This is a genomic window from Halobacillus sp. ABR2_026 (assembly GCF_056158545.1).
Genome location: NZ_JBSWTM010000001.1, coordinates 3,915,208 through 3,928,149 on the forward strand (window position 1 = coordinate 3,915,208; position 12,942 = coordinate 3,928,149).

Here is a 12,942-nt window from a genome sequence, read left to right on the forward strand (position 1 = left end):
GTTGCCACTATAATTCTATATGATTACGTGTGAATTTTTTTATTTAACAGCTTTGACCGTGATAATACATGAGTCAAACTTTTCTTTATTTCATGGAATTCCATTTGGTTTGTCGGTTTTCGAGCAATGATGACAAGGTCATAATGCGGGGAAATTTCTTCCTCAAGCTCCTGGAAGGCCTGTCTTAAATACCGCTTGATTTGGTTCCGCATGACGGCATGTCCAATTTTTTTACTCACGGATAAGCCGATCCGGAAATGGTTTTGCTCTTCCTTTTTCATATAGTAAAGGACCAGCTGGCGATTGGCGAACGACTGCCCGCGACGAAAAACCTTTTGAAAATCTTCATTCTTTTTAATACGATAAGCTTTTTTCATCGAACACCCTCCAAAATCACAAACAAGGTGGCTTGGGCAGACCGTTTTGCCTTCCACTCATTTCCGGTAAGAGATCTTTTACCATTATGTAGGAAAACATCTCTTCTTATCCTTCTCTCACCTGCTGGTGATCAAAGATCTATAAAATGAAAGCGGGATTCTACATCCGCCTTCCTCTAAAAAACAAAAGAGGGACGTAAATCCGCCCCTTTTTTGACCATTATACTGAAAAAAAGACCACTGATTGTTTTCAGTGGCCTATGCTGATAGAACTTTTCTTCCTTTACGACGACGGCGTGCAAGAACATGACGACCGTTCTTAGAGCTCATGCGTGCACGGAAGCCGTGTACTTTTTTGCGCTTACGGTTATTTGGTTGAAACGTGCGTTTACTCATTTATATACACCTCCTGAGGAAAATTCCAATAATACATCTAAAAGGCAGTCCCGATTAGTATAATAAACCCCTCTACTTTTTGTCAACTCTAATTTTAAGTTCTATTAAGGAAAGAGACTTAATCGCGTTATATAACAGCCTGTATTATAACAAGAGCAGAACATTGTCTAAATAAAACGAACAAACTCTCCCCCTGGCGAACATTCACAAGATCTGTGTATAATTTAAATCTGCATTTCTCACTGTCCACAACAAATATCGACAAGAAAATCACAAAATCTAGTGTTGTGGATGAGTTTTGTCTACAAGTCGTTGAAATTGTGGATAAGTTTCCCTGGACCATTGCAACACCCGTTTTTATCTGGTATTATATTTGTGTTTAACCGTGAATGACTTCTGAAGACTTTAAATGTTTTCCACAGATTGTGGATAACGTGTGGACATTTATTAACACGACTGTTTATGCAGTTATGCACATGAGTGTGGATATTGAAAATAACTTTCTAGAACTCTAGTGAAATCAACTTTCGGACATCCACATCCGATCAGAGGTTTTTTAACGATCTCACTTATACAAATCTTATACGCATGCCTTTCGATCCTTTTGTTACGTTCGAAAAAGAGAACGAAAGGCTTTTTTGTTTTCCACTGAAACAGAGAGGGGTGAAACAATTTGGAGAACATTAATGAATTATGGACGAATACGCTCGACCAAATTAAAGAAAAAATTAGTAAACCGAGCTTTGAAACGTGGCTAAAGGCGACGAAAGCTGATTCTCTCAATGAAAACACACTAACCATCGTCGCTCCGAATGAATTCGCCAGAGACTGGCTTGAAAACCAATATGAAAGCCTGATTACAGAAACTTTATATGAAGTGACAGGTGCAGAACTTGATACAAAATTCATCATTCCGGAGTCTAAAGACGATTCCCTGGAAGATGTGAAACTACCAAAGAAAGTACCGAATGTGAAAAACAACGGAAACGATGAATCTCCTCAGAGCATGCTGAATTCTAAATATACGTTCGATACATTTGTCATTGGTTCCGGCAACCGTTTTGCCCATGCTGCTTCTTTAGCCGTGGCAGAAGCGCCTGCAAAAGCTTACAACCCTTTGTTCATCTACGGAGGAGTTGGACTGGGAAAGACCCACTTGATGCATGCCATCGGACACTATGTACTTGATCATAATCCAAATGCCAAAGTGGTTTATCTATCCTCTGAAAAGTTCACAAATGAATTTATTAATTCCATCCGTGATAATAAAGCCGTCAATTTCAGGAACAAATACCGAAGTGTAGACGTGCTTTTGATTGATGATATACAGTTCCTCGCAGGAAAAGAACAAACCCAGGAAGAGTTTTTCCATACGTTCAACACCCTGCATGAAGAGAGCAAACAAATCGTGATTTCCAGTGATCGTCCACCTAAAGAAATACCTACACTGGAAGACCGCCTGCGTTCACGTTTTGAATGGGGATTGATTACGGACATTACACCTCCTGATTTGGAAACGAGAATCGCGATCCTCCGGAAAAAGGCCAAAGCGGAAGGACTTGATATTCCCAATGAAGTCATGTTGTATATCGCGAACCAAATCGATACAAACATCCGAGAACTTGAAGGGGCACTGATCCGCGTCGTTGCCTATTCTTCTTTGATCAATAGTGATATTAATGCATCGCTAGCAGCCGAAGCTTTAAAAGATATCATTCCAAGTTCAAAGCCGAAAGTGATTACCATCGAAGCCATTCAGGAAATGGTAGGGGAAAAATATAATGTGAGATTAGAAGATTTTCCAGCAAAAAAACGGACAAAATCCGTGGCATTCCCAAGACAGATCGCTATGTATCTCTCCAGAGAACTTACCGATTTCTCTCTGCCTAAAATCGGGGAAGAATTCGGGGGACGTGATCATACGACGGTCATTCATGCTCATGAAAAGATTTCAAAAATGGTCGCAGATGACCAGCAGCTACAAAAAGAACTGGATGAAATTAAAGAACAACTGAAGTCTCACTAGTGGATAATGTGAATAAAGGTTGCAGACCCATCAACAACCTGTCCACATGTGGATAACCTTATTTTTCAAAGGGTTTTTACAGATATCCACAAATCCACAGCCCATACTATTACTATTACTGCATTTTATAAAATAATAATTAATATATGATCATTAGGAGGAGTGTATTCCAAATGAAATTTGTAATCCAAAGGGATCAACTCATCAATAGTGTCCAAAACGTTATGAAAGCCATCTCTTCCAGAACAACAATTCCGATTCTTACAGGTATGAAACTTGAAGCAAGTGAAGAAGGAATCAAACTGACAGGTAGTGATTCAGATATTTCTATCGAATCGTTTATCCCGACAGAAGAAGATGGGATCGTATATGTAGAAAATATCGAACCAGGAAGTATTGTTCTTCAAGCCAAATATTTTCCTGATATTGTCCGTAAACTCCCTCAAAATACGGTAGAGATCGAGAGTGACCATACCCGTAACGTGACGATTCGTTCAGGTAATGCAGAATTCCATCTGAATGGACAAGATCCTGATGAATATCCGCAGCTTCCCCAACTTCATACAGAGGAAAGTTTTGAACTGCCGATCGATCTTTTGAAAAACTTAATCCGTCAAACGGTTTTTGCGGTTTCCACTTCTGAAACACGTCCAATCCTTACGGGGGTACATGTGAAGCTGGAAGAAGGAAACCTTGAATTTATCGCTACAGATAGTCATAGACTGGCTTCCCGGAAAATCCCTTTGGAACAACCCGAAGGAAAATCACTTCCAGCTGTCGTCATTCCAGGAAAAAGTCTGACGGAACTTAATAAAATACTCGATGAATCAGAAGAGACGATTGAAGTTAGTGTGACCGACAACCAAGTGCTTTTCCGCACAAAACACTTATACTTCCTTTCCCGTCTTCTTGATGGTAATTATCCAGAAACTTCACGGCTGATTCCGGAACAAAGCAAAACGATCGTAAAAATCGACACGAAAGAATTACTGCAATCCGTAGATCGTGCGTCTCTTCTAGCGAAAGAAAACCGCAACAACGTTGTCCGTTTAATTACAAAAGAAGATAATCACCTTGAGATTACCGGTAATTCCCCTGAAGTAGGGAATGTTGTCGAAGAAGTAATGGCGAACGATGTAGACGGAGAAGATTTGAAGATTTCCTTCAGTGCCAAATACATGATGGATGCACTGAAAGCGGTAGATTATGATCAAGTGAAAGTTGAATTTACAGGAGCCATGCGTCCGTTCCTGATCCGTCCAGTTGATGATGACCAAATTCTTCAACTGATTCTTCCAGTACGAACATACTAATCAAACGCATAGAAAAAACAGAGGGGTGCTTTATGTTATGCATAGAGCACCTTTTCTTATTGGTTCATTCGGTTAAAGCACAAGAGGTTTACGGTTCTCAAAAATAAAGCAACGGATTCTATTCCGAGATATTGGCAACGAAGAGCAACCGGACTGTTAATAACCGTTCGTTTTCACACTCAGAAATACTTAGACACCTAAGTAAAAAAAGTGTGGTAAGTATCGAAGCGGTGCGAAATTTGGAAAAATAGGGAAGGGGAACGGTCGGATGAGCATCTTCCTGAGAGAAAAAGAAGGCATACGGACCTGTTTCACTGTCTCAGGCTTTCCATACCCATCTATTTTTAGTAAAATGAAAGATAGGTGAATTCATGAAATAGGGTGAAATGTTATGAACGAAGAGATCGGAATCACTACAGAATATATTCCACTAGGACAATTTTTAAAATTAGCTAATGTTGTCGAATCAGGTGGAATGGTTAAAATTTTCTTGTCGGAATTTGAAGTTTTCGTTAATGGAGAACTTGAAAATCGTCGTGGCCGCAAACTGTATGTGGGCGATACAGTAGAAGTTGAAGAATTCGGCAGCTTCACTGTTGTCAAAGAAGGTTAGGTCAGACGTCCCTTTATGTATATCCACGAGTTGTCATTACGTTCATACAGGAACTATGACGAACTCTCTTTGACGTTCGACCATAAGATCAATGTCATCATTGGTGAAAATGCCCAAGGAAAAACCAATCTGATGGAAGCGATCTATGTCCTGGCTTTTACAAAATCCCACCGCACTCCACGTGATAAGGAACTGATACAGTGGGAGGCGGAGTATGGTAAAATAAAAGGGAGTATCTTCAAACGGAATCGAAAATTCCCTCTCGAAATTGTCGTGTCAAAAAAAGGGAAAAAAGCAAAATTGAATCATATTGAGCAAAAGCGCCTGAGTGACTACATCGGCGCTTTGAACGTGGTGATGTTTGCACCTGAGGATCTCAATCTTGTAAAAGGGAGCCCTCAGGTGCGTCGTCGGTTTATTGACATGGAAATCGGCCAGATACAACCCACGTATATTTATCATCTAGGTCAATACCAGAAGATTCTTAGACAACGCAATCACCTGCTGAAAGATCTGCAGCGCAAACCAGGAGCAGACCGGACGATGCTCGGCGTGTTGACGGAACAGCTGATTGAACATGCCGCAACGATTGTTGAACGCCGTTTCAAATTCCTTCACCTCTTAAGGTCGTGGGCGACACCGATCCACGAGGGAATCAGCCGCCAGCTGGAGAACCTGGAAATTGCTTATGATGCGAGTGTACGAGTATCAGAGGATATGAATTTGGAAACAATAAAAGATACATTGTCTGAAAAGTTTGCCGAGATTGAATCAAAGGAAGTGGAACGCGGGACGACGTTGGCAGGACCGCACAGAGATGACCTTGTCTTTTATGTGAATGGGAAAGACGTTCAGACGTACGGATCACAGGGACAGCAGCGGACAACTGCTTTGTCTTTGAAACTCGCTGAAATTGAACTGATTCATAGTGAAGTAGGCGAATATCCGATTTTGCTTCTTGATGACGTTCTGAGTGAACTGGATGACTTCAGGCAGTCACACCTGCTTCATACCATTCAAGGGAAAGTCCAGACGTTCGTTTCGACGACGAGTATCGACGGCATTGAACATGAAGCGCTGGAAGAAGCGGAGATCTTCCGTGTGAAAGAAGGAACGATAGACATAGAGAAATGAGGTGGCAGCTTGTTTATTCATATCGGAGATGATCATGTCATTCAATCAAAGGATGTCGTAGCTATCATTGACAATAGTTTGATTTCATCTTCTTCCATCATTGAAGAAATGATTCACAACCAGAGAAAAGATAAGCAGGTGATCGAAACGGAAGATCATCAGGCGAAATCCATCGTGATTACCAACGATGTCATCTATTTCAGTCCACTATCGGTCTATACCTTGAAGAAGCGGGCAAATATGAAGACGACATTGAACAAATTGGAAGATTTCTCGGAAGAATCCGATGATTGATAGAGCGGTGTATTTGAGATGTTAGGGATTAGAGATAAACCACTTGAGAAATGTAGGTGAGTACCATGAAGGAAGATATTATCGAAGAGCAGCAGGCATATGATGAGAGTCAAATACAGGTACTGGAAGGGCTTGAAGCCGTAAGAAAACGTCCAGGAATGTATATTGGTTCGACAAACGAGAAAGGTCTTCACCACCTCGTATGGGAAATCGTCGACAATAGTATCGACGAAGCGATGGCCGGTTTTTGCGATCATATTCAAGTCGCGATTGAAGAAGATAACAGCATTACCGTTACTGATAACGGCCGTGGAATTCCAGTCGGGATTCAGGAGAAAACGGGACGTCCTGCTGTCGAAGTCATTTTGACTGTTCTCCACGCCGGCGGTAAATTCGGCGGTGGCGGATATAAAGTATCCGGAGGACTCCACGGGGTCGGGGCATCTGTTGTAAACGCCTTATCTACGAAACTGGAAGTGTTCGTTCACCGTGATGGAAACATCCATTATCAGTCGTATCACTGTGGTGTACCGGAAGAAGACTTGAAGGTGATCGGAGAGACCGATCAAACAGGGACTCGTATTCAATTCAAACCAGATCCTGAAATTTTCTCAGAGACCCAGGAATACAAATTCGAAATCCTGGCTAACCGTCTGAGAGAGCTTGCTTTCTTGAATAAGGGGCTAACCATCACGATTGAAGATAAACGTACGGATGATGACCCTGTGAACTACTATTTCGAAGGTGGAATCCTTTCCTACGTAGAGCATATGAACCGCACACGGGAATCCCTGCACGATGCCTTCTTCATAGAGGATGAGCAGGATGAGATTTCTATTGAAATCGCCATGCAGTATAACGATGGTTTTGCCAGTAACATATATTCCTATGCCAATAACATCCACACTTATGAGGGTGGAACGCACGAATCCGGATTCAAGACTGGTTTGACACGTGTGATCAATGATTATGCTAGAAAGAATAATATGTTCAAAGAAACAGACCCGAACTTGACGGGGGATGATGTGAGAGAAGGATTGACTGCAATCATTTCCATTAAGCATCCGGACCCTCAGTTCGAAGGCCAGACAAAGACGAAGCTTGGAAACAGTGAAGCACGTACCGTTACGGACTCTCTGTTCTCAGAAAGTTTTACAAAGTTCCTTTTCGAAAATCCAAACATGGCGAAGACAATCGTTGAAAAAGGATTGATGGCTTCAAGAGCAAGAATGGCTGCGAAGAAAGCACGTGAACTGACGCGTCGTAAAAACGCCCTTGAAGTATCCAATCTTCCAGGTAAACTGGCGGACTGCTCATCCAAAGATGCCAACATCTCTGAACTTTACATCGTTGAGGGTGATTCTGCCGGTGGATATGCCAAGCAGGGACGGGATCGTCATTTCCAGGCGATTCTTCCATTGCGAGGTAAAATCATCAACGTTGAAAAAGCACGCTTGGATAAAATCCTTTCTAATAACGAAGTTCGTGCTATTATAACGGCACTTGGTACGGGAATTGGCGAAGAATTCGATATATCAAAAGCTCGTTACCATAAGATCGTCATCATGACCGATGCCGATGTCGATGGTGCGCACATTCGTACCTTGCTATTAACGTTCTTCTATCGTTATATGCGTCCATTGATTGAACATGGCTATATTTATATCGCCCAGCCGCCACTTTATAAAATCCAGCAAGGAAAAGCGATTTACTACACGTACAGTGATAAGCAGCTGGATGCGAAGCTTGCAGAGCTGTCCAATTCACCGAAACCAGGTGTTCAGCGATACAAGGGTCTTGGAGAGATGAACCCGGAACAGCTTTGGGAAACGACGATGGACCCTGAAACGAGAACGATGCTTCAGGTCAGTTTAGAGGATGCGATGGGGGCGGATGAAACCTTCGATATTCTTATGGGGGACAAAGTCGAACCGCGTCGTAACTTCATTCAAGAAAACGCCCAATATGTACAAAACCTTGATGTTTAATATAAAACGAATGTCTTGAAAGAGAGGGAAAGGGAGGCGAACATATCCTTTCCCCTTTTAGGTAAATAGGAGGTAAAAGAATGGTGGATCAACCCGAACGTCCGCGCGTACAGGAAGTAAACATCAGTCACGAAATGCGAACCTCATTCCTGGATTATGCGATGAGTGTTATCGTGGCTCGTGCCCTTCCTGATGTCAGAGACGGCCTGAAACCTGTACACAGAAGGATATTATATGCGATGCATGACCTGGGTATGCATGCGGACAAAGCTTACAAGAAGTCAGCACGTATCGTAGGGGAAGTCATCGGTAAGTACCACCCTCATGGTGACTCTGCAGTCTATGACACGATGGTGCGTATGGCTCAGGACTTCAACTATCGTTATATGCTCGTTGATGGACACGGAAACTTCGGTTCGGTGGACGGAGATGCCGCAGCTGCTATGCGTTATACAGAAGCGCGTATGTCTAAGATTTCTATGGAGATCCTGCGTGATATCAATAAAGACACGATTGATTACAATGATAACTACGATGGTACTGAGCGTGAACCTGAAGTTCTTCCTTCCAAATTCCCGAACCTCCTTGTTAATGGAGGTTCAGGAATCGCGGTCGGAATGGCGACCAATATTCCTCCGCACCAACTCGGGGAGGTCATTGATGCTGTTCTTGCACTTAGTAAGGACCCTGACATTACCATTCAGGAATTGATGGAGAACCATGTGTATGGCCCCGATTTCCCGACGGCTGGTAAAATTCTCGGTCTTAGTGGTATCCGTAAAGCTTATGAAACAGGGAAAGGATCTATTACTGTCCGAGCTGATGTAGAAATCCAGGAACAAGCCAACGGAAAAGCACGTCTAATCGTGACAGAGCTTCCTTATCAGGTAAACAAAGCCCGCCTTGTTGAAAAGATTGCGGATCTAGCCAGAGATAAGAAAATCGACGGGATCACAGATCTTCGTGATGAGTCAGACCGTAATGGTATGCGTGTCGTAATTGAATTGCGCCGGGACGTTAACCCGAATGTTCTTTTGAACAACCTTTACAAAATGACGGCCTTACAGTCCACGTTCGGAATTAATATGCTAGCTCTCGTGGACGGGCATCCGAAAGTGCTTAATTTGAAGCAGTGCCTTGAGCATTATTTGGAACACCAGAAAGTCGTCATCCGTCGTCGTACGGAATACGAACTTCGCAAAGCAGAAGCCAGGGCTCATATTTTAGCAGGTCTGCGAATTGCCCTGGATCATCTGGATGAAGTGATCTCTCTTATCCGTGAGTCCCAGACGACGGAAATTGCGCGCACTGGATTGATGGAGCGTTTCGGTCTGTCTGAAAAGCAGGCGCAAGCCATCCTGGATATGCGTTTGCAGCGCCTTACTGGACTAGAGCGTGAAAAGATTGAAGATGAATATCAGGAAGTTATGAAATTGATCCAGGAACTGAAAGCAATTCTTGCAGATGATGAGAAAGTTCTTGAAATCATCCGTGAAGAGCTTATGGATGTGAAAGAACGTTACAATGATGAGCGCCGGACAGAAATTGTCCTCGGAGGAACGGACTTCATTGAAGATGAAGACCTCATTCCTGAAGAGACAGTCATCGTCACCGTCACTCATCAGGGGTACGTGAAACGTCTTCCTGCCAGCACTTACCGATCACAGCGGAGAGGTGGAAGAGGAGTTCAAGGAATGGGTACTCACGAAGAGGACTTCGTCGAGCACTTGTTGTCTACGTCTACTCACAATACCCTGCTTTTCTTCTCGAACAAAGGGAAAGTGTACAAGGCGAAAGGATATGAAGTTCCGGAGTTCAGCCGTACGGCAAAAGGGATTCCGATTATCAATATGCTGAATGTCGAACGCGATGAGTGGATCAATGCCGTCATCACAGTCGAGGACTTCGTAGACGACTGGTACTTAGTCTTTACGACAAAGAACGGGATTACGAAGCGAACGACATTATCACAGTTTGCCAATATTCGAAAAGGCGGGCTGATCGCCCTCGGATTGCGTGAAGATGATGAACTGATCTCTGTCAGACTGACAGATGGATCCAAGGACATCATGATCGGCACACAAAATGGATATCTCATCCGTTTTAATGAAGATCAAATCCGTGCAATGGGACGTACAGCGGCAGGAGTGAAAGGAGTATCCTTACGAGAAGATGACAAAGTCGTCTCTATGGAGATTCTGGATGATTCCCTCCAAGTTCTCACAGTCACAAGCAAAGGGTACGGAAAACGGACCCCTGCGAGTGAATATAGAATCACGAACCGTGGCGGAAAAGGAATCATCACCTGTAATCTTACAGATAAAAATGGTTTCGTCGTTGCTACGAAAGCTGTAAAAGGCGACGAAGATATTATGATTATCACGGAGAGCGGTGTACTGATCCGCATGCCTATGGAGAGCATTTCAGAAACTGGACGAAATACGCAGGGGGTACGTTTAATCCGTCTCGGAGATGGAGAAGAAGTAGCCACCGTCGCTCGTGTTGAGTCTGAAAAAGAGGAAGAAGAGCTGGTGGAAGAAGCGCTTGAGAAAGAAGGCGGAGCTCCACAGCAACTTTCTGAAGATGGTGCAGGTGAAGCTTCCGAACCTACGGGAGAAGACCCTGACGAATCATAAAAAAAAGAATACCGAGCTAAAATCACCTGTCTGTTTATCAGACAGGTGATTTTTTATGTCGACGAATGTTCGCCTCAACCCTGTCTTATACTGACAGGGAAAAATATTCAAAATTAACTAAAATCATCCGATTTATATTCCTGATTCATGGTAATATAGAACTATGCGAAAAGAATGTTTTGAAAATGAGGAAAGGGGGATTTTTCATGAAGATGACGACTTCAAAGCTGGAACCAGGGTACCTTCTGACCAAAGATGTAATGGGACGGGCAAATCGTCCGATTATTCCTAAGAATACCACTCTTCAGCCGCTGCATATCGATGTGTTGAAAAAATTTAAAATCGAGTTTGTCGAAGTTTCCAACCGTCGTCCCGATGGTTCGTATCTTCATACGGCAGACGCTGCGGAGGAGAAAGGAAAACAACCGGTAAAGGAAAAGGATGAGATTTTTGAACGTCCATTCTTTGACGCCTATCTAGAAGCTGTCAAAGCTTATAAAAAATGGTTCGTCGCATGGCAGGGAGATTCCCAATAGATATCGCTGCTATCCGCAAGGTGATGGTTCCCCTTCTTGAAAAAGCAAGTGATTCTGAAGGACTGGAGGTTTTCTCGCTCCATCATCTATCATCAAGCGAAGAGTATATCTACCATCACAGCGTTGCCATGAGTGTCTTATCCAGTTACATAGCTTCAAAAATGGGATGCAATTATGGAGAGTGGGTTCAAGTCGGTTTGGCTGGTCTATTAGCCGACAGCGGGATGGCCAAAATCAGTGAGGGAATCCTCCGTAAAAATGCAGCATTGACGGAGCGAGAATATGAACTGGTGAAAAACCACCCGACCTACAGTTACCGGAACGTTGAGAAGATTTCTTCGCTAAGCAGTCATGCGAAGCTCGCGATACTTCAACATCATGAAAGGCTGGATGGAACAGGTTATCCAATTGGCGTCCGTCAGAAGAAAGTGCACCCTTTCAGTCAAATCATCGCTGTATGTGACATGTACCATGCCATGACATCGGAAAGGACTTACCGGAGGAAGCAGTCTCCGTACAAAGTACTCGAAGAAATTCTACAGGAACAGTTTGGTCGTTATGACCATAAAGTGATCAGTGCGCTGGTCAAAGAAATGACGCATTATTCCACGGGTACCCGCATCCGATTATCCGATCACCGGGAAGCGGAAGTGATCTTTGTCGAAAAAACGCATCCGACAAGACCCCTTGTAAAGATGATGGAGGATGGTCAAATTCTCCCGTTGAAAGAGCACCTTGATTTGTACATTGAAGAAGTATATGAAAATTAAAAGACCAGTTTGACCTCATGTTAGCGAGGTGAACTGGTCTTTAAGCCAGGAAGCGAACATATCCGGGATACGCTCAACAGCTGAGGCCAAAAAATGAACGATAAATACATAGTCTTCTCGATCTTTCATCTGTTCCATCTCTCCCCACCACTCTCCTTCATACCGGACCAACATACTTAGGTTGTATAGAACAGCAAAATAAGCAAGGAGTTCCGGCCATTCTTCATCCATGGTCATGGGTGGTGTTTTCTTCAATAGGTACAACTCAGCCATCCCCGGGAGCGGACGGAGCAGTTCATCCATGGAAATCTTCCCTTTATCAGAAGAAAAATGAAAAAGGTGTTCCGCTGCATGAGGGAATAATCCGTGGGGCTGGATCCGGATATCGTCCTCAAGAAAACGGTAGTGCTGTTTTTTCCGCTTCCGTGTTGATAACCCATGAGCGAGTACTTTAGCAGTGGCCGGATACCCGGGGTCTACGGTCAACAGACAGCTTTTTATGAAATGGTTCATACCGTAATACAAGAGCAGGGGCTTCACACTCAATGGAGTATGTAAGGAGGTCGACCAGTAGTCCTGTCCAAGACTCAGCCCGTGGATGAACCGTTCAGCATTGTTATAGGCATGGTGTTCCGCTTTTGTATGGCCGATTTTTTCATAGCAATCATATAGGAAGGGCCGCGTGTGGGACGTTACCTGCAGGTAAGTAAGAATCGGGTCTGTGGAGAGCAGAATAAGCTCCTCCTTTCTAACAGAAAAGGCATTCTCATCCATTTTTTTATGGTTGAAAAAGCCCGACCATTGTCGTATTGTAAATAACAATAAGAAATGGTGTCTGCGACTATACCACTTATTTTAC

12 protein-coding genes are annotated in these 12,942 nt (G+C 43.3%); 9 read left to right on the forward strand and 3 right to left on the reverse strand.

Annotated elements, in window-relative coordinates:
• Positions 1–23 precede the first annotated feature (23 nt).
• Together rnpA and rpmH are read right to left on the reverse strand one after the other, a co-directional pair.
• Positions 24–377 carry a ribonuclease P protein component gene (gene rnpA, locus ACXADE_RS19755; protein WP_474982129.1) on the reverse strand — a complete coding sequence of 118 codons (354 nt, stop codon included), beginning with the start codon at positions 375–377 and terminating at the stop codon, positions 24–26.
• Between the two features lie 258 nt (positions 378–635).
• Positions 636–773: a 50S ribosomal protein L34 gene (gene rpmH, locus ACXADE_RS19760; protein ID WP_160910483.1), complete on the reverse strand. Its 138-nt coding sequence runs from the start codon at positions 771–773 to the stop codon at positions 636–638.
• Positions 774–1,446: 673 nt separating this feature from the next.
• Between rpmH and dnaA the strand changes: the two genes are divergently transcribed.
• From dnaA to ACXADE_RS19805, 9 genes are all read left to right on the forward strand, one after another.
• Positions 1,447–2,799, forward strand: a complete 1,353-nt coding sequence (gene dnaA, locus ACXADE_RS19765; protein ID WP_474982130.1) for a chromosomal replication initiator protein DnaA — start codon at positions 1,447–1,449, stop codon at positions 2,797–2,799.
• Between the two features lie 173 nt (positions 2,800–2,972).
• Positions 2,973–4,112 carry a DNA polymerase III subunit beta gene (gene dnaN / locus ACXADE_RS19770; protein WP_474982131.1) on the forward strand — a complete coding sequence of 380 codons (1,140 nt, stop codon included), beginning with the start codon at positions 2,973–2,975 and terminating at the stop codon, positions 4,110–4,112.
• Positions 4,113–4,503: 391 nt separating this feature from the next.
• Entirely contained in the window at positions 4,504–4,725 is a 222-nt protein-coding gene (gene yaaA, locus ACXADE_RS19775; RefSeq protein ID WP_474982132.1) for a S4 domain-containing protein YaaA, read from the forward strand.
• A gap of 15 nt (positions 4,726–4,740) precedes the next feature.
• Positions 4,741–5,859, forward strand: a complete 1,119-nt coding sequence (gene recF / locus ACXADE_RS19780; protein WP_474982133.1) for a DNA replication/repair protein RecF — start codon at positions 4,741–4,743, stop codon at positions 5,857–5,859.
• A 9-nt stretch (positions 5,860–5,868) separates the two neighbouring features.
• Positions 5,869–6,153, forward strand: a complete 285-nt coding sequence (remB, locus tag ACXADE_RS19785; protein WP_474982134.1) for an extracellular matrix regulator RemB — start codon at positions 5,869–5,871, stop codon at positions 6,151–6,153.
• Between the two features lie 65 nt (positions 6,154–6,218).
• Positions 6,219–8,141, forward strand: a complete 1,923-nt coding sequence (gene gyrB / locus ACXADE_RS19790; protein WP_474982135.1) for a DNA topoisomerase (ATP-hydrolyzing) subunit B — start codon at positions 6,219–6,221, stop codon at positions 8,139–8,141.
• 80 nt (positions 8,142–8,221) lie between these two features.
• Positions 8,222–10,777 carry a DNA gyrase subunit A gene (gene gyrA, locus ACXADE_RS19795; RefSeq protein ID WP_474982136.1) on the forward strand — a complete coding sequence of 852 codons (2,556 nt, stop codon included), beginning with the start codon at positions 8,222–8,224 and terminating at the stop codon, positions 10,775–10,777.
• A 206-nt stretch (positions 10,778–10,983) separates the two neighbouring features.
• Positions 10,984–11,313 (forward strand): hypothetical protein, encoded by a 330-nt coding sequence (locus ACXADE_RS19800; protein ID WP_474982137.1) that lies wholly within the window; start codon positions 10,984–10,986, stop codon positions 11,311–11,313.
• Positions 11,292–12,083 (forward strand): HD-GYP domain-containing protein, encoded by a 792-nt coding sequence (locus ACXADE_RS19805; RefSeq protein ID WP_474982138.1) that lies wholly within the window; start codon positions 11,292–11,294, stop codon positions 12,081–12,083. Before ACXADE_RS19800 ends, ACXADE_RS19805 begins: the two co-directional genes overlap by 22 nt.
• Before the next feature lie 15 nt (positions 12,084–12,098).
• On the opposite strand, the gene ACXADE_RS19810 is transcribed toward ACXADE_RS19805, so the two are convergent.
• Positions 12,099–12,905, reverse strand: coding sequence for a YaaC family protein (locus ACXADE_RS19810; RefSeq protein WP_474982139.1), 807 nt, complete (start codon positions 12,903–12,905; stop codon positions 12,099–12,101).
• Positions 12,906–12,942: the final 37 nt, after the last annotated feature.

Excerpts from the sequence above, each read along its gene's own strand:
- dnaN (WP_474982131.1), top strand. The coding sequence starts at position 2,973 with ATGAAATTTGTAATCCAAAGGGATCAACTCATCAATAGTGTCCAAAAC.
- gyrB (WP_474982135.1), top strand. The coding sequence starts at position 6,219 with ATGAAGGAAGATATTATCGAAGAGCAGCAGGCATATGATGAGAGTCAA.
- rpmH (WP_160910483.1), bottom strand. The coding sequence starts at position 773 with ATGAGTAAACGCACGTTTCAACCAAATAACCGTAAGCGCAAAAAAGTA.
- recF (WP_474982133.1), top strand. The coding sequence starts at position 4,741 with ATGTATATCCACGAGTTGTCATTACGTTCATACAGGAACTATGACGAA.
- gyrA (WP_474982136.1), top strand. The coding sequence starts at position 8,222 with ATGGTGGATCAACCCGAACGTCCGCGCGTACAGGAAGTAAACATCAGT.
- rnpA (WP_474982129.1), bottom strand. The coding sequence starts at position 377 with ATGAAAAAAGCTTATCGTATTAAAAAGAATGAAGATTTTCAAAAGGTT.
- yaaA (WP_474982132.1), top strand. The coding sequence starts at position 4,504 with ATGAACGAAGAGATCGGAATCACTACAGAATATATTCCACTAGGACAA.
- ACXADE_RS19800 (WP_474982137.1), top strand. The coding sequence starts at position 10,984 with ATGAAGATGACGACTTCAAAGCTGGAACCAGGGTACCTTCTGACCAAA.
- ACXADE_RS19805 (WP_474982138.1), top strand. The coding sequence starts at position 11,292 with ATGGCAGGGAGATTCCCAATAGATATCGCTGCTATCCGCAAGGTGATG.